At 68.9% G+C, this 21329-nt stretch carries 18 protein-coding genes and 1 tRNA gene; 1 reads left to right on the plus strand and 18 read right to left on the minus strand.

What is annotated here, in order from left to right:
• Nucleotides 1-19: 19 nt before the first annotated feature.
• The 8 genes from ACZ4WS_RS39340 to ACZ4WS_RS39375 form a co-directional block, all read right to left on the minus strand.
• Nucleotides 20-1819 carry a trypsin-like serine protease gene (locus ACZ4WS_RS39340; protein ID WP_467987903.1) on the minus strand — a complete coding sequence of 600 codons (1800 nt, stop codon included), beginning with the start codon at nucleotides 1817-1819 and terminating at the stop codon, nucleotides 20-22.
• Between the two features lie 167 nt (nucleotides 1820-1986).
• Nucleotides 1987-4038, minus strand: coding sequence for a transcription termination factor Rho (rho, locus tag ACZ4WS_RS39345; RefSeq protein WP_467987905.1), 2052 nt, complete (start codon nucleotides 4036-4038; stop codon nucleotides 1987-1989).
• Between the two features lie 388 nt (nucleotides 4039-4426).
• Nucleotides 4427-5356, minus strand: a complete 930-nt coding sequence (gene thrB / locus ACZ4WS_RS39350; protein WP_467987906.1) for a homoserine kinase — start codon at nucleotides 5354-5356, stop codon at nucleotides 4427-4429.
• A 290-nt stretch (nucleotides 5357-5646) separates the two neighbouring features.
• Complete coding sequence (gene thrC / locus ACZ4WS_RS39355) at nucleotides 5647-6705, minus strand: threonine synthase (RefSeq protein WP_467987908.1); 1059 nt, start codon at nucleotides 6703-6705, stop codon at nucleotides 5647-5649.
• Between the two features lie 6 nt (nucleotides 6706-6711).
• Nucleotides 6712-8001, minus strand: a complete 1290-nt coding sequence (locus tag ACZ4WS_RS39360) for a homoserine dehydrogenase (protein WP_467987973.1) — start codon at nucleotides 7999-8001, stop codon at nucleotides 6712-6714.
• Between the two features lie 208 nt (nucleotides 8002-8209).
• Nucleotides 8210-9601, minus strand: coding sequence for a diaminopimelate decarboxylase (lysA, locus tag ACZ4WS_RS39365; protein ID WP_467987909.1), 1392 nt, complete (start codon nucleotides 9599-9601; stop codon nucleotides 8210-8212).
• Nucleotides 9602-9608: 7 nt separating this feature from the next.
• On the minus strand, nucleotides 9609-10652 hold the full coding sequence (gene nrtL, locus ACZ4WS_RS39370; RefSeq protein ID WP_467987911.1) for an ArgS-related anticodon-binding protein NrtL: 1044 nt from the start codon (nucleotides 10650-10652) through the stop codon (nucleotides 9609-9611).
• A 323-nt stretch (nucleotides 10653-10975) separates the two neighbouring features.
• The gene (locus ACZ4WS_RS39375) at nucleotides 10976-11467 is read right to left on the minus strand and encodes a response regulator (protein ID WP_467987975.1); all 492 of its coding nucleotides are present in this window, start codon (nucleotides 11465-11467) and stop codon (nucleotides 10976-10978) included.
• Nucleotides 11468-11707: 240 nt separating this feature from the next.
• On the opposite strand from ACZ4WS_RS39375, the gene ACZ4WS_RS39380 reads away from it, so the two are divergent.
• A tRNA-Arg gene (locus tag ACZ4WS_RS39380) sits at nucleotides 11708-11779 on the plus strand.
• Between the two features lie 142 nt (nucleotides 11780-11921).
• Here ACZ4WS_RS39380 and ACZ4WS_RS39385 read toward each other — a convergent pair.
• The 10 genes from ACZ4WS_RS39385 to ACZ4WS_RS39430 all read right to left on the minus strand — a co-directional run bounded on the left by ACZ4WS_RS39385 (nucleotide 11922) and on the right by ACZ4WS_RS39430 (nucleotide 21272).
• Entirely contained in the window at nucleotides 11922-12371 is a 450-nt protein-coding gene (locus ACZ4WS_RS39385; RefSeq protein WP_467987912.1) for a hypothetical protein, read from the minus strand.
• Between the two features lie 273 nt (nucleotides 12372-12644).
• Nucleotides 12645-14096 carry a tyrosine-type recombinase/integrase gene (locus ACZ4WS_RS39390; RefSeq protein ID WP_467987913.1) on the minus strand — a complete coding sequence of 484 codons (1452 nt, stop codon included), beginning with the start codon at nucleotides 14094-14096 and terminating at the stop codon, nucleotides 12645-12647.
• Nucleotides 14093-14284: a helix-turn-helix transcriptional regulator gene (locus tag ACZ4WS_RS39395; protein ID WP_101400676.1), complete on the minus strand. Its 192-nt coding sequence runs from the start codon at nucleotides 14282-14284 to the stop codon at nucleotides 14093-14095. The genes ACZ4WS_RS39390 and ACZ4WS_RS39395 overlap by 4 nt, the downstream gene beginning before the upstream one ends.
• A 316-nt stretch (nucleotides 14285-14600) precedes the next feature.
• Nucleotides 14601-16145, minus strand: coding sequence for a YfjI family protein (locus tag ACZ4WS_RS39400; protein WP_467987914.1), 1545 nt, complete (start codon nucleotides 16143-16145; stop codon nucleotides 14601-14603).
• A 157-nt stretch (nucleotides 16146-16302) separates the two neighbouring features.
• The gene (locus ACZ4WS_RS39405; protein WP_467987915.1) at nucleotides 16303-17181 is read right to left on the minus strand and encodes a bifunctional DNA primase/polymerase; all 879 of its coding nucleotides are present in this window, start codon (nucleotides 17179-17181) and stop codon (nucleotides 16303-16305) included.
• Complete coding sequence (locus ACZ4WS_RS39410; RefSeq protein ID WP_467987917.1) at nucleotides 17178-17861, minus strand: SAM-dependent methyltransferase; 684 nt, start codon at nucleotides 17859-17861, stop codon at nucleotides 17178-17180. Before ACZ4WS_RS39410 ends, ACZ4WS_RS39405 begins: the two co-directional genes overlap by 4 nt.
• Nucleotides 17862-17945: 84 nt before the next feature.
• On the minus strand, nucleotides 17946-18425 hold the full coding sequence (locus ACZ4WS_RS39415) for a hypothetical protein (RefSeq protein WP_467987918.1): 480 nt from the start codon (nucleotides 18423-18425) through the stop codon (nucleotides 17946-17948).
• A gap of 15 nt (nucleotides 18426-18440) precedes the next feature.
• Entirely contained in the window at nucleotides 18441-18635 is a 195-nt protein-coding gene (locus ACZ4WS_RS39420) for a hypothetical protein (protein WP_467987919.1), read from the minus strand.
• A 17-nt stretch (nucleotides 18636-18652) separates the two neighbouring features.
• Nucleotides 18653-18904 (minus strand): hypothetical protein, encoded by a 252-nt coding sequence (locus tag ACZ4WS_RS39425; protein ID WP_467987920.1) that lies wholly within the window; start codon nucleotides 18902-18904, stop codon nucleotides 18653-18655.
• Nucleotides 18905-19046: 142 nt separating this feature from the next.
• A complete protein-coding gene (locus ACZ4WS_RS39430; RefSeq protein WP_467987922.1) occupies nucleotides 19047-21272 on the minus strand; it encodes a cell division protein FtsK in 2226 nt (741 codons plus the stop codon).
• Nucleotides 21273-21329: the final 57 nt, after the last annotated feature.

The raw sequence follows: 21329 nt of genomic DNA on the forward strand, positions 1-21329 counted from the left end.
ACCCCGCTCACCTGCGACTTCAGCCGAAGATGTCGTACTGCTTGAAATCGGTACCGACGGAGATCCGTGTGGCAAAGATCTCGCTTGTCGCCTTGCCGGTGCCCTTGTACAGGTAGAGCGTGCCGCCGGGCGTACGGGCCAGGAAGTCGGCCTTGCCGTCGCCGGTCACGTCACCGGGGGCGTCGAAGGCGTTGTACCCGGACCAGGTGCGCACCTTGATGCGGGTGGAGAAGGCTCCGGTACCCGACTTGCCGGTGCCCTTGTACAGGTAGAGGTACGAGCCGGTCTTGCTGCGCGCGATCAGGTCGGCCTTGCCGTCGCCGGTGAAGTCGCCGTGGCCGCGCACGGAGTTGTACTGGTTCCAGCCCGAGCCGACCTGGACGCGCGCCGAGAAGGTGCCGTTGCCCTTGCCCGGGTAGATCCACAGGATGCCTGCGGAGTCGACGGAGAGCAGGTCGGGCAGGGCGTCGCCGGTGACGTCGCCCGGGGTGACGATGCGGGTGCGGGTCTTCCAGTTGCTGAAGATCTGGTCGGTGGACCAGCTTCCGGTCGCCGGCACGTAGTGCGACCAGTAGACGTTGCCGCTGGCGCTGTCGCGGACCACGATGTCCTGGTAGCCGTCCCGGTTCAGGTCGGTCTGCAGGAGGACGTTGACGCCGTCCCAGTTGCCCCACGACTGGCGCGCGGCGAACGAGGTGCCCTTGGAGTCCTTCTCGTACAGCGTCTTGGTGGAGGAGTTGCGCACGAACAGGTCGGCCTTGTGGTCACCGCTCAGGTTCGTGTCGTCGACGCGCGGGTAGGCGGCACCGACGTACGTGCTGACCTTCGAGAAGACGCTGTACGCGCCCTTCTCGACGCAGTCCTTCACACCCCAGGAGACGACGCCGACGATGCGGCCGCCCACGATCAGCGGGCCGCCGGAGTCGCCGTTGCACGCCGAGGTGGTGCCGGTGTCGCTGCCGGTCGCCGGGGTGCCCGCGCAGACCATGTGGCCCTTGATGAAGTCGCTGCCGTAGGCACCGGTGCAGGTGCTGTCGGAGTTGATGGGCAGCGTGGCCGTCTTCAGGGTCTCGGAGATGTCCTCGGTGGTGGAGGTGGTGCGGCCCCAGCCGTAGAGCGTCGCCTCGGTGCCGGAGGCGTACGAGGCGGTGTCACCGGACGTCGTCATGCGGATCGGCTTGGCCGTGATGGGGTTCGGCAGCGTGAGGACCGCGATGTCGTTGTCGATGGTCGTCGAGCTGTACGAGGGGTGGTTCCACTGCCGCCAGACGCCGGAGACGGTGCCGCCGTGCAGGTCGGTGTTGCCCGCGGAGTCGGAGGTCGGCAGCTGGGCGGTGCCGGTCACGATGGCGCCGTTGGCGTGCCAGTCGTAGCCCTTGACGCAGTGCGCGGCGGTGAGGATCTTCGTCGGCGACACGACGGCGCCACCGCAGAAGAAGCCGAAGTCGTCGCTCGTGTCGGAGGTGCCGTTGTCGTCGGAGTACCAGAGCTGGGCCATCCACGGGGCCGTGCTGATGGTGGTGTCGGTGCCGCCGATGATCTTCGGATCGACACTCGCCGAGTCCGTACTGGCGCTCAGCGACGACTTCTTGGACGTCTCGCCCGCGGTGCCGTCACTGGCGACGGCCGCCGCGACCCGCTTCTGCAGCTCGGCCAGGGTGGGCGAAGAGGTGCTGGGCTTGACGGTCGGCGTCGGCAGCGCGGTGGCGGCGTTCGCGGACGACATCAGCAGCGCACCGGCGACCGCGGCCGCGAGGCCTGCCGCCACAACGGGCACAGCTACACGTATCCGGCGTCTGTGACGACCGCGCCCGGACATGGATGTATCCACTCAAGTCCCCCCAGGGATATGCGAGTTAGACGAGACGAACTCGATGAGACGAGTTCAAAGAATCGCGATCGTACACCTGTCCAGGACCGCACAAAGGGCCGCCCCCGTCACTTGCGTGACGGGGGCGGCCCTTGGCGTTACTGACCCTGCTGACCTCAGTCGTTGCCGTTGCCCGGCATCGGCGTCGTCTTCTGGATCTGGAGCAGGAACTCCGCGTTCGACTTCGTCTGCTTCATCTTGTCGAGCAGCAGCTCGATCGCCTGCTGCTGGTCGAGCGCGTGCAGCACGCGACGCAGCTTCCAGGTGATGGCGAGCTCGTCGCTGCCGAGCAGAAGCTCTTCCTTACGGGTGCCGGACGCGTCGACGTCCACCGCCGGGAAGACGCGCTTGTCGGCGAGCTTGCGGTCGAGCTTGAGCTCCGCGTTGCCGGTGCCCTTGAACTCCTCGAAGATCACCTCGTCCATGCGGGACCCGGTGTCGACGAGCGCGGTCGCGAGGATGGTCAGCGAGCCGCCGTCCTCGATGTTGCGCGCGGCACCGAAGAAGCGCTTCGGCGGGTACAGCGCGGTCGAGTCGACACCACCCGACAGGATGCGGCCGGAGGCCGGGGCGGCGAGGTTGTACGCACGGCCCAGACGCGTGATCGAGTCGAGCAGCACGACGACGTCGTGGCCCAGCTCCACCAGGCGCTTGGCGCGCTCGATGGCGAGCTCGGCGACCGTGGTGTGGTCCTCGGCCGGGCGGTCGAAGGTCGAGGAGATGACCTCGCCCTTGACCGACCGCTGCATGTCGGTGACCTCTTCCGGACGCTCGTCGACCAGGACGACCATCAGGTGGCACTCGGGGTTGTTGTGCGTGATCGCGTTGGCGATCGCCTGCATGATCATGGTCTTGCCGGTCTTCGGCGGGGCCACGATCAGACCGCGCTGGCCCTTACCGATCGGCGCGACGAGGTCGATGATGCGGGTGGTCAGCACGCCCGGGTCGGTCTCCAGACGGAGCCGGTCCTGCGGGTACAGCGGCGTCAGCTTGTTGAACTCCGGGCGCCCGCGCCCGGATTCGGGCGCCATGCCGTTGACGGAGTCGAGGCGCACGAGCGCGTTGAACTTCTCGCGGCGCTCGCCCTCCTTCGGCTGGCGGACCGCACCGGTGACGTGGTCACCCTTGCGCAGACCGTTCTTGCGGACCTGGGCGAGGGAGACGTACACGTCGTTGGGACCCGGCAGGTAGCCCGACGTACGGATGAAGGCGTAGTTGTCGAGGATGTCCAGGATGCCCGCGACGGGGATCAGGACGTCGTCGTCGGCGACCTGCGGCTCGCCCGCGGCGAACTCGTCGCGGCCACGACGGCCACGGCGGTCCCGGTAGCGCCCACGACGGCCGCGACGGCCGCCCTCGAAGTCGTCGTCGTCCTGCGGGCCGTTGTCGCGCTGCTGGCGGTCCTGACGGTCCTGGCGGCCGCCCTGCTGCTGACGGTCCTGGCGGTCCTGGCGCTGCTGGCCGCCACCCTGGCCGCCCTGCTGCTCGTCGCCCTTGCCACCGCGGCGGTCGCGGTCACGGCCGCTGCGCTCACGATCGCCGCGGTCACGGCGGTCACGGCGGCCCTGACGGCCGTCGGCGCCGTCACCGGCGTCGGCCTTGGCCTCGACGGAGACCTCGGCCTTCGGCTCGTTCTTCGCCTCGGCGGCGACCGTCTCGGGGCTGCCCGCCTCGGCGGTGGCCCGGCGACGGCGGCGCTCGCCCGCGGGGGAGTCCTCTCCCCCACGCTCGGCTTCGCTCGCGCGGGAGGGGCCCCCAGCCGGCTGGCCGGGGATCTCGATCTGCTGCTGGGCCACGGCCTTCTCGGCGGCCTTCTCGGCCTTCTTCTCGGCGGCCGGAGCGGCGTCGTCGCCGGTACGGGCCTTCGAGGTCGCCCGGCGCTTCGGCTTGGTCTCGGTGGCGGTCTCAGCCGTCTTGGCCGGGACGCCCCCGCCCGCCTGCGCCTCCTTGATGACCTCGATCAGCTGGCTCTTGCGCATCCGCGCGGTGCCCCTGATACCGAGGCCGGACGCGACCTGCTGAAGCTCGGCCAGCACCATGCCCTCGAGGCCGGTACCGCGGCGCCGCCGGGAGCCGGCACCGGAGGCAGGCGCGGCTGAGGCGTCCGTGGCGGGCGCTGCAGCGGTCTCCTCGACACGTGCGCCCATCAGATCGGTGGTGTCGCTCACGAAGGGTCCTTCCCTGGAGCGGACGTCGGCCTGTCTGGCTCGGCGACCGGTTGTGCTGTCCGGCTTAGGTCCTTGCTGTGTGGACCGTGCCGGGGCGGTGGTCCGCCAAAGCGGCGGAAGAAATATCTGGTGATGACGATTCCGGAGCCGTGGCACTGAATTGCGGTGTCATCGGCACGGTCACGCCGGTTCCGGAGCGTGCTCAGCACTGCTCAGCGCATAGCACCCAATGCATGGCACAAAGCAGTTTGGGAGGCTCCCGGAAGAATGGTTGTCCCGGACGGGGACACGAAGCACCTCGCCATGGATGGGTCGGGTGCAGACTTGAGGTTAACACTACCGGATCCAACAAACATTCCCCCTCTCCAAATCCGGCAACCGCACGCTTTTAATTGACACCGGCCGGGGCCAGTGGCAGCAGGCTCGCGCCCGCGGCGTCGAGGTCCAGCCGGTTGGCGGCCCACCCCTGACCTGCGAGATCGGCGACCTTGTCGGCCGACTCCGGGTCCGCCATGGCCAGCACCGTGGGGCCCGCGCCGGAGATCACCGCGGGGATGCCGTCGGCCCGCAGCCGCTCCACCAGTGCCGCGCTCTCCGGCATGGCCGGCGCGCGGTACTCCTGGTGCAGCCGGTCCTCGGTGGCGGCCAGCAGCAGCTCGGGGCGCCGGGTGAGGGCCTCGACGAGCAGTGCGGCGCGGCCCGCGTTGGCGGCGGCGTCGACATGCGGCACGGTGCGCGGCAGCAGTCCGCGCGCGGTCTCGGTGAGGACCGGCTTTCCCGGTACGAAAACCACCGGAACGATGGAATCGGCGGGATCCATCCTGATCGCCCGCGCGGCACCGGCTTCCATCCAGGAGAGCGTGAAGCCGCCGAGCAGACAGGCCGCGACGTTGTCGGGGTGTCCCTCGATCTCGGTGGCGAGCTCCAGGAGCGCGGTGTCGTCGAGCTTGGTGTCGCCGCCTATGGTCACGGCGCGCGCGGCGACGATGCCGGCGCAGATGGCGGCCGACGAGGAGCCGAGGCCCCGCCCGTGCGGAATGCGGTTGGCGCAGACGATCTCGAGGCCGCGCGGCTGTCCGCCCAGCAGATCGAAGGCGGTGCGCAGGGAACGTACGAGGAGATGACTCTCGTCGCGCGGCAGCGTCTCGCTGCCCTCACCCGCGATGTCAATGTGCAGCCCGGAGTCGGCCACCCGGACGACCACGTCGTCGTACAGCCCCAGTGACAGGCCGAAGGCGTCGAAGCCCGGCCCGAGGTTGGCGCTGGTGGCGGGGACGCGCACCCGGACGGCGGCGGCGCGGAAAGCTGGACCGGCCATCGCTCGATGACTCTCCTTGAGCTGCGTGATGTGCAAGATTTCCGAAGAACTGCTGAGGAACTGCCGAATGACTGCTGATGGACCGCGATACCTACGGAAGACCCGGAGGCCGCAATGACGGCGCGGCACCGCGGCATATGCGGCGGGCGGGTTCAGTACAGCTTATCGAAGGAAGGTTCTGTGGCGACATAGGGCGCACAGGAGGCGCACGATGCGTGTCGTAAGCCCCCTGTGCACCCCCTGTCGGGTTGCCGAAGGGGTGGCGGCTCCGTGAGGCGCCGCCGGTGGCGTTATGCCAGGCCGAGGCGCTCGGCCGCGGTCACCGCGTCCACCGGAACCGTGACCGGCTGCGGGGCGCCCGCGACGGCCCAGTCGGGGTCCTTGAGCCCGTTTCCGGTGACTGTGCAGACAATCGTCTGACCCGGGTCGACCTTGCCCTGCTCGGCGGCCTTGAGGAGACCGGCGACGGACGCGGCGGACGCGGGCTCGACGAAGACGCCCTCTTGCGCGGCCAACAGCCGGTAGGCGCGCAGAATCTCACGGTCCGTCACCTCATCGATGAGACCACCCGATTCGTCCCGCGCGGCCAGCGCGAACTTCCACGAGGCCGGGTTGCCGATGCGGATCGCGGTGGCGATGGTCGACGGGTCCTTGACGACCTCGCCGCGCACGATGGGCGCGGAACCGGAGGCCTGGAAGCCCCACATGCGCGGGGTCCGCTTCGCGATTCCGTCGGCGGCGTACTCCGTGTAGCCCTTCCAGTACGCGGTGATGTTGCCCGCGTTGCCCACCGGCAGGACGTGGATGTCGGGCGCGTCGCCGAGCATGTCCACGATCTCGAAGGCGGCGGTCTTCTGGCCCTCGATGCGCACCGGGTTGACCGAATTGACCAGCGCCACCGGGTAGTTGTCGGACAGCGCGCGCGCCAGCGTCAGACAGTCGTCGAAGTTGCCGTCGACCTGGAGGATCTTCGCGCCGTGAATGAGCGCCTGGCCCATCTTGCCGAGCGCGATCTTGCCCTGCGGGACGAGAACGGCGGAGACCATTCCGGCCCGTACGGCATAGGCGGCCGCGGAGGCGGACGTGTTGCCGGTGGAGGCGCAGATGACGGCCTTCGCGCCCTCCTCCTTGGCCTTCGAGATGGCCATGGTCATACCGCGGTCCTTGAAGGACCCGGTCGGGTTCGCGCCCTCCACCTTGAGGTGGACCTCGCAGCCCGTGCGCTCGGAGAGCACCTGCGCGGGCACGAGCGGCGTGCCGCCCTCACGGAGCGTCACGACCGGCGTGCTGTCGGATACCGGCAGCCGATCCCGGTACTCCTCGATGATTCCGCGCCACTGGTGGGTCATTGCTGGTTACTCTCCTTCAACCCGCATGATGCTGGCGACACCCCGCACGGTGTCGAGGCTGCGCAGCGCCTCGACGGTCCCGTTCAGGGACGCGTCGGACGCACGGTGGGTGACGACGACGAGAGAGGCCTCGCCGTCCTTCCCCTGCTGGCGAACCGTATCGATCGAGACGCCGTGCTCGGCGAAGACGGTGGCCACCTGGGCGAGAACACCCGGTTTGTCGGCCACGTCGAGGCTGATGTGGTAGCGCGTGACGACCTCGCCCATGGGCGAGACGGGCAGCTGGGTGTACGCCGAGTCGCCGGGCCCGGTCGCGCCGCTGAGCTTGTTGCGGCAGACGGCGACGAGGTCTCCGAGGACGGCGGAAGCGGTGGGCGCACCACCGGCGCCCGGCCCGTAGAACATGAGTTGCCCGGCGGCATCCGATTCCACGAACACGGCGTTGTACGCGCCGCGCACGGAGGCGAGCGGGTGGCTCAGCGGAATCATGGCCGGGTGCACGCGCGCGGTGACCGACCCGCCGTCCGCCGCCCGCTCACAGATGGCGAGCAGCTTGATGGTGCAGCCCATCTCCTTCGCCGAGGCGAAGTCGGCGGCGGTGACCTCGGCCATGCCCTCGCGGTACACGTCGTCGAGGCGGACCCGCGTGTGGAAGGAGATTCCGGCGAGGATGGCGGCCTTGGCGGCGGCGTCGAAGCCTTCGACGTCGGCGGTCGGGTCTGCCTCGGCGTACCCGAGCGCGGTGGCCTCGTCGAGCGCCTCCTGGTACCCGGCGCCCGTGGAGTCCATCTTGTCGAGGATGAAGTTGGTGGTGCCGTTGACGATGCCCATCACGCGGTTGATCTTGTCGCCGGCGAGGGACTCGCGCAGCGGCCGGATGAGCGGGATGGCGCCGGCGACGGCGGCCTCGTAGTAGAGGTCCCGTCCCTGCTCCTCGGCGGCGGCGTGCAGCGCGGCGCCGTCCTGGGCGAGCAGCGCCTTGTTGGCGGAGACGACGGAGGCGCCGTGCTCGAAGGCGGTGGTGATGAGCGTACGAGCGGGCTCGATACCGCCGATGACCTCGACGACGACGTCGATGTCCCCGCGTTTGACGAGGGCGGTGGCGTCGGTGGTGACGAGGGCGGGGTCGATGCCCGCGCGGACCTTGGAGGGGCGGCGGACGGCGACTCCGGCGAGCTCGACGGGAGCCCCGATCCTGGCCGCCAGGTCGTCGGCGTGCGTCGTCATGATGCGCGCCACCTCTGAGCCGACAACCCCACAGCCCAGCAGCGCCACCTTCAGCGGACGCGTACGCATCATCCGACCTCGTTTCCTCTTACCGTCTACGGTTGCACCAGTCTCACTCACCGGACGGGAGTTTCTATCCCTCGTCCGGATCGTGAGACGTCTATTTCATTTTTCTGGCAGGTGGACGCAGGAGATCTTCCACCCTGGTCAGCTCGCCTCGGTTATCCCACCCGAGTCACCTCACCTGAGTCACTTCACCCGAGCCATCTCGCCCGGGTCATCCGACATCGAGGCGCAGGAGGTCCTCCTCCGTCTCACGGCGGACGATCACCCGGGCCTCGCCGTCGTTCACGGCGACGACCGGCGGGCGCAGGGCGTGGTTGTAGTTGCTGGCCATGGACCGGCAGTAAGCACCCGTGGCAGGCACGGCGATGAGGTCGCCGGGGGCCAGGTCGGAGGGCAGAAAGGCGTCCTTGACCACGATGTCGCCACTCTCACAGTGCTTGCCGACGACGCGGACGAGCATGGGCTCGGCGTCGGAGGTGCGCGAGACGAGAGCGACGCTGTACTCGGCGTCGTACAACGCGGTCCGGATGTTGTCGGACATGCCCCCGTCGACGGAGACGTACGTCCGCAGCCCGTCGAGCGGCTTGATGGTGCCGACCTCGTAGAGCGTGAACGCGGTCGGCCCGACGATGGCCCGCCCGGGCTCGACGGAGATACGGGGCGTCCGCAGCCTGGCGGCCTCGCACTCCCGCGTGACGATCTCGCCGAGCGCCTTGGCGATCTCGTGCGGCTCACGCGGGTCGTCCTCGCTGGTGTACGCGATGCCGAGACCGCCGCCGAGGTCGATCTCGGGCAGCTCGACACCGTGCTCGTCGCGGACGGCGGCGAGCAGCGACACAACGCGCCGGGCGGCGACTTCAAAGCCCGCCATGTCGAAGATCTGCGACCCGATGTGCGAGTGAATCCCGACGAGTTCGAGCCCGTCGAGGGCGAGCGCCCGTCGCACGGCCTCCGCGGCCTGCCCGTCAGCCAGCGCGATCCCGAACTTCTGGTCCTCGTGCGCGGTGGCGATGAACTCGTGGGTGTGCGCCTCGACGCCGACCGTCACCCGGATCTGCACGCGCTGCCGCTTGCCGAGGGACTGCGCGATGTGGGCGACGCGCACGATCTCCTGGAAGGAGTCGAGGACGATACGCCCGACGCCGACCTCGATGGCCGTACGAATTTCGGTTTCCGACTTGTTGTTGCCGTGGAAGGCGATGCGGTCGGCGGGCATGCCGGCGGAGAGGGCGGTGGAGAGCTCGCCACCGGAGCACACATCCAGGTTGAGCCCTTCCTCGTGCAGCCAGCGCACGATGGCCCGGGACAGGAACGCCTTGCCGGCGTAGAAGACGTCGGCGTCGTGCCCGAAGGCGGTGCGCCAGGCACGCGCGCGGGCCCGGAAGTCGGCCTCGTCGAGGAAGTAGGCGGGGGTGCCGAACTCCTCGGCGAGCCGCGTGACTTCAAGACCGCCGACGCTGAGCGCACCGCTGTCCGTACGGGTGACGGTGTGGGCCCAGACCTTCGGGTCGAGGGCATTGAGGTCGGCGGGCGGGGCGGTGTAGTGGCCCTCGTGCAGAACGTCGGCGTGACGGGGCCCGGCGGGGTGTGCGGAACGGCTCATTCTTCTCTCACAGATAGTCAGGGGCACTGATGCCGAGCAGGGACAGGCCGCCGGCCAGCACCGTCCCGGCGGCTTCGGCGAGCGCGAGCCGGGCGCGGTGGGCGGCCGAGGGTTTCTCGTCGCCGAGCGGCAGCACGGTGTGCTGAAAGGCAAGCAGGGCGTCGGCGGTGGTGATGAGGTGCCGGGCGAGGCGGTCGGGGGCGCGGTGGGTTGCGGCGAGGCGCAGGGCGTGGGGGTACGCGGCGAGGGCACCGAGGAGGGGTTCGGCCTGGCCCAGGTCGTGTAGGTCGTCGCATACGCCGTCGTGTACATCGCCGTGTACGCCGTCGTGTAGGTCGTCATGTACGCCGCCGGGGGCGCTGGTGTAGCCGAGTGCGGCGGCGTTGCGGCTGAGGGCCCGGGTGCGGGCGTGGGCGTACCGGACGCGGAAGAGAGGGTTGCTCTCGCGCTGGACGAGGTGGTCGGCGGTGATCCGGGGCCGGTCGTGGGGTGCGGGATGGAGCAGGGCCCAGCGGGCGGCGTCGGGGCCGAGCGGGGCGGGGTCCTCCGGCGCCGGGACGGGCCGGAGATTCACCGGCCCGGCATGCTCGACCTCGGCGCGGCCACCCTGGGTGGCGACGATCCGTACGAGCGCGTCCGCGACGACTTCGGCACGGGTGTCGTACGGCACACGCAGTTCAATGACCTGCCCGGCGAGGCCGCCGCCGTGCCCGTACCGGCTGCCTTGCCCAAGGATCTCGGAGACGAGCGCCCGGGCTGCGCCATCGAGGTCGTCGAGGCTGATGTTCAGAAAGCCGGGTCCGGTGATCGCGACACCGGCGACACCGGCCGCGCCGCTGATGTGCGGGCGCAGGATCTCGGCGACCTGCATCGGCGGCCGCCCGGCCGACCGCGCCAGCTGCAACGCGATGTTCGTGGCGTAGTCCCCGCAGCCACCGGGCCCCGGCGGCACAACCACGGTCCGTGCGGGCACAGCGACACTCAGCTCCCCCTCGTCGACAGCACGACGCACCGCGCACAGAACGGTACGGGAGAGCTCGACGGGGGTCACGGGACAAGCGTAGGGGAGGAGGGGGGTGGGTAGGCGACTTGGTTTAGGGGAGGGTCCGGGATGTGGACGGGGGTCGGCCGCGGGCGTAGGTCGGGCGGCGGAAGGGAGACTCGCTCTGAGTGACCACCGGAGCCTCGTGATCGCCACGCCCCTGCGTGACCAGCGGGAACCTCGACGACTGGCGCACCCCTCGGTGACCGGCAGGACCGCCCGCCAGCAACCGCCCAGCCACACCTCAGTGACCGCCGCCCACACCTCAGTGACCGCCGCCCACACCTCAGTGACCGGCGTGTCCGCACTCCAGTGACCGGCGTGTCCGCACCTCAGTGTCCGGCGCGTCCGGCGCGCTCGGTCTCCTCGGCCCCGAAGGCTTCCTCAGTCCCGAAGGCCTGCTCAGCCCCGAAGGCACTCTCGAACGGCGACCCGCCGTCGCCCCCACCACCCGCGCTACCCTCACGCCCCCGACGCTCCATCAACTGCCTTACGAGCCGCACGAGTTCGGCAGGCTCGAAGGGCTTGGCGAGGAACGCGTCAACACCCACATCAAGCCCGCTCTCGACCTCGTACTGAGTGCAGGCACTGACGATGGCGAGGGGAAGATTCCGGGTCCGGGGATCGGCCCGAAGCCGAGCGGCGGTGCGCAGCCCGTCCAGCCTGGGCATGACCACATCCAGCGTCACGACATCGGGCCGCACCTGATGCACGACGTCCAGGCATTCGGCACCATCGGCCGCGGTCACCACCTCGAGACCCTCCAGCTCGAGGTTGACCCTGATCAGTTGCCGGATGACCTTGTTGTCGTCCACAACAAGCACCCGACCGGACGCGCCTGGCACAACTCGAGAGTAGGTCGGCGCCCACCACCGCGTCCGGGTTTTCCCGACTTCCACCCCTGCGGACGCCCCGCTTCCACCCCGGACCGGCCCCACCCCTCCCCAAGAACGCCCCACATCCCCCTCCCAGAACCCCACTCCTCCCCCACCGAAACCCATGCCGGACACCCCCGAAAGAGCTGGTAGGGTTCTACCCGTCGCCGCGAACACCGCGCCCGACACGCCCCCGTAGCTCAGGGGATAGAGCAACGGCCTCCGGAGCCGTGTGCGCAGGTTCGAATCCTGCCGGGGGCACTCGCCTAGGAACAGCAGAAATCTAGCGCTGACCAGGGCGGATGCCGACGCCAAAGGGCGGGACTCAGTCTCACTGAGTCCCGCCCTTTGTCACTGCTGCGCACTGGTCGCGATAGACCTGCGATAGAGATACCCGACGGCCCTACGAGAACAAACTCGTGACTCCAGCGACCAGCGCAGATGCGGCGCCCGATGCGGCCGCCGCCGTCGCCACCCGATCCGTGAAGGCAGCCACAGGAGCCCCGCCTACGCTCGCACGCTTGAGCTGCACGTCGACGAAGTGATCGCGAACGTCGAGCATCGGCGCGCCTTCAACGAGTGCGGTCAAGGTGATCGCTTGCCCCTTCCTAATCAGCTCGGGTCCGAACGAAATGGTTGTACCTGAAACCGCACAGGCGCTGATGACCGCCCCGTGGTGGCCAGCGTCAGCACTCAGAAGCTCCACAATTGAGACGTTCAGATCGATCTCAAGGGCTCGTTGCCGATCAAACTGCTCACTGGCGATCGCGTGACGTCCCGAATTCTTCAAGCGGACTACCGCGACATACGGGTCTGCCAGAGCTACACCGTTGCAGAGGACCTCGATCGTCATGCTCCCGGACTGGAGGCCAGCCTGATCTACCAGGGGTGAGGCACTTTCAAGGACGTACGAAAGCTGACGCTTTGGGGGGAAGAGGGCTCTTCTGGCGTAGTAGACAGAGACCGCACCCAGAGCCAAGGCGAGGACCGCAAGCCCGATTGTGACTAGGTTGAACCCCTTGCCCTCCAATATGTCCACTGCCGACTGCACTTCTCCCCTTCCAGTGCTTCCCCTGAATGACGCAGTGCAAGGTACAGCGAGCGGCTCACGCTCCGCCATATGAAGTCACGCGGGGTCGTCTGGCCAATCGAGTTCCGCCTCGATCTTCTTGTTCATGGCCTCCTCCTGGCCGTAGATGCACCCCTCGTAGACGCGGTGGATCACCTCAGGCGAGTTGCCGACCCGACGGGCAACCTCGGCCACGGGCACGCCAGCGTTCAGCCACGTCGTGATGCAGGTATGCCGCAGGTCGTACGGCCGCCCCCCGAGGATGGACGCCTGAAGGTCCGGCGGGAGCGCATACTCCCGAGCGTCCCGCCATACGCGCCAATAGGTGCTGCTGCCCACGAGACCGCCCCGCTCGTTCGTGAAGAGCCGCCCATCCTTGGCCATGCCGAACTCCTTCAGGTGAGCACGGAGCATGGCCACGAGCGGCGGGGGGATCGGGACAGGCCGGTCTTCCTTGGCCTCCCTCGACTTCAGGCCGCGCTTGTCGTGGCGCTCTCCGCTGTCTGTCCACTGCTTGCCCGACACGGGGTGCGTGTCGTGGAGCGTCAGAACGCCCCACCCCTTCTCCGGGAGGAAGCAATCAGCCTTCTTGAGGCCCACAGCCTCACTCGGACGGAGCCCGGCGAAATACATGACCGCGTAGAAGCCCACCAGGCGTCGGCCCTTCTTGCGGTCCCATGTCCCGACGTAGGAGACCGCGGCGAGGAGTTGAGCAGCCTGCGTCTTGTTCACGAGAACACGGGGATCCACGCGGTCTGATGAGGAACTCTTCACCTTCTTGATGGCGGTGAGTGGGTTCTCCGTCAGAAGCCTGCGCTCAATGGCGTATTCAACCGCCGTGTTGAGCGCGCGCCGACGACGACGGGAGGTCTCCCCCGCCGCACGGGTTCCGTCCAGCTTGAAGGAGATCCGATACTGAACATCGCGAAGAATCTTCGGGTCTTCCAGCGAGGAGACGAGAAGCGATTTCTTGGAGATCCAGCCGTAGGCGTCTTCAAGTTCCTCCGGCGGGTCAAGTTCAGCGTTCTTGGGAATGACCGCCCACCGAAAGGCGAGACGCAGTTCTTCTGGTGACGGCATTTTCTGTTCCTGCTCCACCAGAGCCAGCGTCACCGCGGCGAGCCCGTCGGCGATGCCCTCACGGGTCTTGGCCGCGGCGGTTGGCCAACGCATCGCCATGTACTCGCGACAGAACGCGAACCAGGGAAGTTCCTCACGGGCTTGCTCCGCAGTGGCCTCGGCCCGTACCTCGGATTCAGGCAGTCCGTCGGTGATGCGGAATGCCTCGCCACGGCGCATTGCCTGCCACAGTTCAGATCTACGGCTCTCCGCGAGAGCCACCGTAGCGAAGGTGGCGCTACTGACCTTTCCTCCGACTTTCCAACGGAGTTGGTGGGGACGGGTCTTGCTCTGTGCCTTGGTCACCTTCCATAGGCGCACATCGAGCGAAAACCCGTCCGGGGCCGGGCGGTTGTTCTGCTCAGCCCCGTTGTCGGCGTCTTTCGTCACGCGCTCTCCTCCAGCGTCTGGAGCCACCGACTCAGTTCGGACCGGCGGATGCGCACTGCGCCGTTCGGGAGCTTGATGGACTTCGGGCCCTTCTTGTACTGCCGCCAGCGGTAGAACGTCGCTCGCGGTACGCCTATCTCTTCGATCACTTCAGGGATGGTCAGCATCTCGTCGCGGGGCTTGGCCACGACTCCTCCTCGGGCGAGAGAGCAAGGGAAGTTGGTGGAACCGACCGAGAGCCGCCACAGAAACCACGAAATACACAGAAACCCGGGATTGCATGCCTGACCTGCGGTGATGCCGCGCGGTGGGTGCTGCCACAGAAATCGCCGAAGGTTCCACAGAAATAAGAGGGCCGGTCCAGCGCGGCCGGGGTCGGTCTATTTCTGTGGCTTCTCTGCGGGTTTCTGTGGTGGGGCGTCGTGAGCCCCCGACTTGGCTGTCTGCGCAGGTCAGGGGCTCACGACGGGCATTTCTGTGATTCTGTGGTTTCTGTGAGCGGGCTCAGTTGGTCGGGTCGGTCAGCCGGGGGTGGACCACGTAGCGCGGGGAGGGCGGCCGGCCCCGGCCTCCGGTGCGGACGACGGGTTGGGCGCGCACGTAGCCGTGGTCTTCGAGCAGGCTCAGTGCCGGGTCCAGGTCCGCGGCGGTGGGGAACTCCGAGCGGGAGAGCTTGACCATGAGGTCCCGCTTGCTCACCTCGGTCCACCTGTGCGTGCGCAGCGCTTCCAGGACGCTTTGGGCGCGTGCGGTGGCGTGGTCGGCTCCCATGGCGTCGAACGCGGCGAGTCCGTGGCTGGTGAAGTAGTCGGCCAGCGCGATCGCGTCGCGCATGGTGGCTTCGGCCACGGGCACCGTGTGCCCGTTGGTGAGGTGCTGGGCAAGGTGGAGGAGCGCGGCGATGCGGGCGGTGGCGCCGGCCAACTTGCCGCCCCAGTCGTTGATGTGCCCCAGGGCGCCGCTGCGGGGTTCCAAGATGGGCTCCAACCGCCGCTGAAACGCCTTGAGTTCGGCGTTCGCCTCGGGGCTGAGCTGGATGACGGCGGGGTCGGTCCACTCGGCAAGGAAGAGCGTCAGGTCAAGGACGTGACGCCGGTAGGTCTCCTTGACCTGGTCCGGGATCGGGTCGGGCTCGATCTTGCGGTGGCCGACCATGGATTCGGGGACCGAGTAGAGGAACCTGCCGAGCAGGCCGCGGCCCTTGAAGCCTTCCTGTCGGCCGATGTCGTCCAGTACCTGAGGCTGCACACACAAGCCCATGGTCAGGGCGGGGTGCTCGATGTACTCCTCTCGCGTCTGCCGGTCGACCTTGAGCCGGTCTCCGGCGTGGCCCTTGAGGAAGACACCCATGTTGGGCTTGCCGGAGTAGCGGCCGGCGATGATGTCGAAGATGTCGCCCTCAGCGGACATGACGGAGATCCGGCCGCCCTGTTCGGCCATCCGTGAGGTGACCGTCTCGGCCGTCGTGTCGTCGGCGAGGAGCTGCGGTTTGGCGGGGACGGTGACGCTGTCCGCGGTCTGCGCCAGCGCGATCGCGGTGGCGACCAGCTCATCCCGTTCGTCCGCGCCGGCCGTGGCTGCCTTGGACGCGGCCTTGTCGGCCGCTTCCTTGGCGAGCCGGGCGGTCATCTCGGCTTCCACGATGGCCGGTTGGGTGAGCGTGCGGAGTTGCTTCTCCGCGTCGTACAGCGGGTCCGTGAGCAGTGCGAACACCGCGGATTTGCGGTTGGCGGGCGGGAGCGAGACGACGACGTAGAGGTTGGTCGGCTCGCGCCAGTTCCCGCGCACCTCAACGACGGACCGACCGCCAGCCGCGGTGGCGAGCACAGACAGGGCGATGCATCCGGCAAGGTCGACGGGGGTTTGGGTCTCCTCGGCGACCGCGGCCACGAACTCCCGCAACCAGTCCGGCAGCGCGCCGACGGGGAAGTCGGCGAGCGTGCGGCGTCCAGCGAGGGGAACGGGGTCCTCCCACACGGGGGCGGGTGGTTCGTCGAGGGTGGGCAGTCCGGCCCACAGGTCGGGGCTGTCCACAGGCTGTGTGGTCATGAGGCTGTCCTCCCTCCGGAGGCGTTCGGTAGCGGGTCAGGACGAAGAGCAGAAAGGACGCCCTGACGGGCGACGTCCCTTCGGGCGCCTACGGCCGCCCACGGCGGGGGCTGTACGGCGCCCTGCGGGCCGTCTACAGGGGTTTGGGACGGTTTGTTCATGCCGCACGCTCCGAGTCCGTCTCAAGACCGTTGGCGACCGCGCGGCGGGCGTAGGGTCCGGGGACGCCGACGGAGACGGCGGCGGCCACGATCTCTTCGCCGATGGCGTCCAGTCCGCACGGGCCGGGGCAGTGCGCGTGCTGGGCGGCGAGGAACCGAGCGACCCCGAACGCCTGTGATCCGGCGCCCGATTCAGTGTGGCTGCGTACCTTGGCGAGGCCGCGTTCGAGGCCGGTGCGTACGTAGCGCTCGGTGTGGCGGCATCCGGTGGCGACCGTCCGGTCCCACGTGGCGCGGCTGGAGGGGGAAGAGACCACCTCCCCGGGCGCGGGGGTGGCCTCTTCCTTTACCACCAGGTCTCGGACGGCCGACGGCAGGTCGGCCATGCGACCGGTGCCGGGACCGAGCCAACGGGCGTAGGCCATCAGGGATTTGATGTCGACGCCCGGACGGACCGCGTTGTGCGAGCGCATGACGCCCCGGTAGATCCAGTGCTCACCGCGCGTCGTCGGCACGATCCGGGTGACCGGCAGGGTCTCACGGGCCCATGCGACGGCCGCCGCGTTGTCGAGGTCGACGACGGTCAGCCGCGCCCCGCCGGGGTGGTAGCCGACGCAGACCGCCTGTTCCCATGCCGCCACCCACAGCGGGGAGGCGATCACGTTCGGGTCGGTGGTGGCAGCAGCCCACGCGTGGCAGGGGGCGGGGCACTGGCAGGTACCCGCGCGCTTCATGTTCGGCCGTCCACCGCACGCGTTGCCCGCGCACGCACGGCAGTTCCCGAAAGGCACCTTCCCATCCCGCAGAGGCAGTACGGGCACACCGGCCGTGGCCAGGTACAGCGTGGTCCGCAGGTAGTTGTTCTTGGTGCTCACGCGACCGCCCCCAGCCTTCCCATGGCGGCGAGGTAGGCGCGCCCGATCCATTCGGTGTAGGCGGGCGGGATGCACTCGCGGATGCCTTCGCGGTTCATCCAGGGCACGCCCATGACGCGGCGGGCGTGGTCGACGCCGGAGAAGTTGCCGACGAACTGGCCGTAATGGCCGGGCGGGATGGGGCGGCCCATCTTGGCGACCGGTGCGGTGTGGGCCGGATGAGGCGGAGCGGTCAGCGTCCACCGGCCGGTCTCGAAGTAGCGGTGCCGGTAGGTGGCCAGGCCGAACATGGCCCCGCACAGCAGCACCGGAGCGCGCAGGTGCGGCACAGCCCCGCGCACGTTCTCGATGACGTACAGGCGGCCCGTAGCGTCCAGGGCGGCCCGGGTGGGTGCGATCAGGTCGGGGTGGGTGTTGCCCATGAGCCGCTGGGTGTCGCTGTAGAACTGGCACGGCGGGGAAGCGTGGATGAAGTCGAACTGTGCGCCGTGTTCGAGGACGAACGCGATCGCGTCCGCCTGCACGAACCGGTACGGGTAGCGCGGCTGCGGGGCGAGGTCGACGCCGGTCACGTCGAACCCGGCGTCGGCGTAGCCCTTGGCGGCACCGCCCTGGCAGCAGTACAGGTCCAGCAGACGCGGCCTGAGACGGCCTCGCCGGATCGGGGTGGGTTGGGTCATGCTGGGGGTCTCCTGTTTCTGTCGAAGGGACGGAGAACCGGGGCGGTCGCGGTCTTTGGCGAGAGGCGACCGCCCCAGCCACGTCTAGCCGTGGAAGTGGTTGCGCTTGATGACGGCCTTGCGGATGTGGAAGGTGTTGCCGCCGCGGTGGCCGCTCGCGCTGAAGACCTGCACGGCGATCCAGCCGCCGAAGATGACGGCGGCGAGGATGATGAGCTGATGGACCAGCGCGGCGAGCGCGGCGATGAACGTGGTCAGCAGGACCAGGCCGCCGCACACGGCGCCGAACCCGATGCCCCCGAGGGCGACGTTCACCGCCGTGCGCGAGACGGCCGGCTTGGTCGCGACCGGTTCGGGCTTGGCGGGCTCGATGGCGTAGCCGGTGACGACGCGGCCGTCCGGCAGGACGACGCTCGCCACGGCCGGGATGCTGCCCGGCTGCACGGGTACGCACGGCGCGGCGTGCTGTACCGGGGCGAGCGGTGTGGGGTGGTGGACCTCCACGGCCGTCACCTCGTGCCCGGCGGGACGGTGCCAGTCGTAGGGCGTGGTGGGTTCGTTCACGTCCTGGTCTCCCTTCTAGCGGCCGATGTCGGCGAGGGCGCCGGTCACGGCGGTGAGGAGCTGGTTGACGGTGTCGCTCGCGTCGGTGGCGGCGAGGTAGAAGCCGAAGAGCGCGGCGACGACGGCCGCGCCGAAGCCGAGCGCCTTGAAGCGCAGCAGCAGGGCAAGGCCACCGGCGAGCAGCAGCACGAGCGGGATGGTGATGACCATGGGTCCTCCGGGGCGGGTCAGCGGGTGCCGGCGCGGTAGGTGCGCGCGGCGCGGTTGTAGATCCAGCGGCCAACGCGTATGCGCTTGCCGGTGGCGTGGCAGCGGCGGCAGTCCTTGCCGCGCTTGAGGCGTCCCTTGCGGTCGGACTTGAGGGCGTGGCCCATGCCGTCGCATTTGCGGCAGTCGCCGAACGGGCTCAGCCAGCACTTGACGCTGTAACCGAGAGTGACGGTGAGTAGGCAGGCGATAGCAAGGAGGGGAAGGCTCATCAGGTGGCCTCTCAGGCGGGGTTTTGGGGGTTTCCGCAGGTCGGCCGCTAGCCGCTAGCGACCTGATCAGACGTGGTTTTGGTCGCTAGCAGGGTCGCTAACGCTAGCGACGGTTACCGCTAGCGTTAGCGACCTTTCGGGGCTATCCGGCGGCGCGCTTTTCGTTGCGCTGCGTAATCGCGGCGGCGAGGTCGTCGCGCTTGATGCCGCGCTTGTTGACCGTCTTGCCGTCGATGCGGCGGCCGATCTGGTCGGTGGCCACACCGAACGGCTTGAGCGCTGCGGTGAGCGCTTCGGCCTTGGGCTTGGGCTCCAGTTCGGCCCATGCGCCGTAGACGTCGGGGCGCAGGTCGGCGAGGCGGTCGACGATGGTCTCGGACCACACCTTGGCCTCGCCCTTGCCGAGCACGGCCGCCACGTCGTCCAGGATCGTCGCGGACACCTCCGGGGCCGGGGCCTCGCCGGCCGCGTCGCCGGTCAGCGTGCCCTCGGCCTCCCGCAGCGCGGCAGCCCTGGTCAGGATGCGTTCCGCGTCGCGGCCGTCGGCGAGGTAGGTGCGCACGATGCCGGAGTCGTCCGACATGCCCTTGAGCAGGCCCACACCCTTGTGGGACTTGAGCAGCTTGGACGCATCCAGACCCTCGGAGTACGAGCCCGCACCGAGGATGACGTCAGAGACCTGGTAGGCGCCGACCCGCAGGGCGAACCGGGCCTGGTGCTGGTCGCGCAGCTCCGAGGGGCACGCCTTGTCGTCCGGCTTCTGCGTGGACGTCATCACGCTCACGCCGACCGCCGGGGCGACCCGGGCGAGGTAGACCAGCAGAGACAGGATCTCCTTGCCGTGCTCGGGGTGAGTCAAGTACTCCTGCACCTCGTCGACCACGAACAGGGTCAGGGGCATGTTCAGCTTCTTGTCCCGGCTGATCTCCGGGGTGAGCTTGCCCTCCGGGCAGATGTGCAGCGGCAGTTCCGAGAGCCGGTGGTAGCGGTCTTCGACGTCCGCCTTCAACTCCCGCAGCGAGGTCAGCAGATGCACCACAGGATCGAACCCGTTCTTCGGGACGATGCCGAACCCGATGCGGTGGGCGACCTTGGTGAACTTGCGCCAGTCCGGCGAAGCCTTGCCGTCGAACACGTACAGGCGCACGTACGGATCCAGCGCGGCGGCGAGCGCGATGGTCCGGGCAGAGAACGTCTTGCCCTGCCTCGGGACGGCGCCGACCAGCAGCGACAGCCACAGCATGGTGGCCATGACCGGGTTGCCCCGCTCGTCGACACCCCACGGGAATGGCTTCCAGAAGTCCACCCGCGTCGCCCCCAACAGCGGGGACTTGCCCGACGGCACGGCGAGCGGGTCACGGTCGGCAATCCAGTACGACACCCGCCGCCCGCTCGTCTCGTCCTTGTCCAGGAAGAGCTGAGTGGGAGCGATGTCCATGCCGGAGGCAAGCCGGGCGTGAGCTTTCACCGCGTCCTCGAACGTCTTGCCATACGGCAGGTCGACGACTACGCGCCAGCCGTCGCCGTCCCTGCCGATCGGCCGCGGGAAGGCAATCGACTGATCCTTGGTGGTCAACCCGGACGCGTCGTGCGCACGGATGACGATGTCCGAGGACAACTTGCGCTTGCGGAACGTCACCTTGGCCATGTCGATCAGCGGCCGGTCCGCCGGCGCCCCGACCGCCCCGAGCGTGGTCGTCAGGGTGGCGATGGACAGCAGCAACAGCCATGACGGAGCCATGACGTACAAGGTCAGGGCGGCGGCGAGGCCGATGAACCCGGCGATCGTGGCGACGATACCCCGGAGCCTGACGCGGTCGTTGCGCTGCCGCGAGAGCTTCAGGTATTCGGCAGCGTCCTCGTTGGCCACCGAGGCGAGGCGCAGGGACTTGCCTTCCGCGTCGAACACCCACCGGCCGATCGCGGCCGACCAGCGCCATGCCCCGCGCGGCGAGTAGAACAGCACCTTGGGCGTGTAGATGCACGGCAGACGAACGGCGTGGTAGCCGATCACAGTCGAGTAGTGCCGGACGGCCCACTTGCGGACGGCCGTGCGCTGGTCAGGGAGCTTGACCCAGTCCGGCAGGACCGGCATGCGGGCCTTGTCCTTGGCCTCCATCCACTCACTGACCGAGGGCGGGTAGACCTCGCGCGGCGGGTCGACCGGAGCGCCTTCGGTCAGGCCGTCGCCCTCGGGGTCGTCGGCGTCGGGGAGTTCGGCCTCCCACTCGCCCGGCTTGGCCTCGCCCTCGCCAGGCGCGGTGGACGGGGCGGTGTCCTTCTTGAGCGGGAACGGCAGCACGGCGGCCGTCCGCTCGTCGGTGCCCTCCGGCTCGTCCGGGGGCGGGAACACGGGGTTTTCCGTCACGATGTACGGGCTCCTTCGGGAGTCGAAGGGTCCGGCCGGCTTGCTGTGGAAGGTGGG

This window comes from Streptomyces sp. NPDC029292, assembly GCF_055569295.1.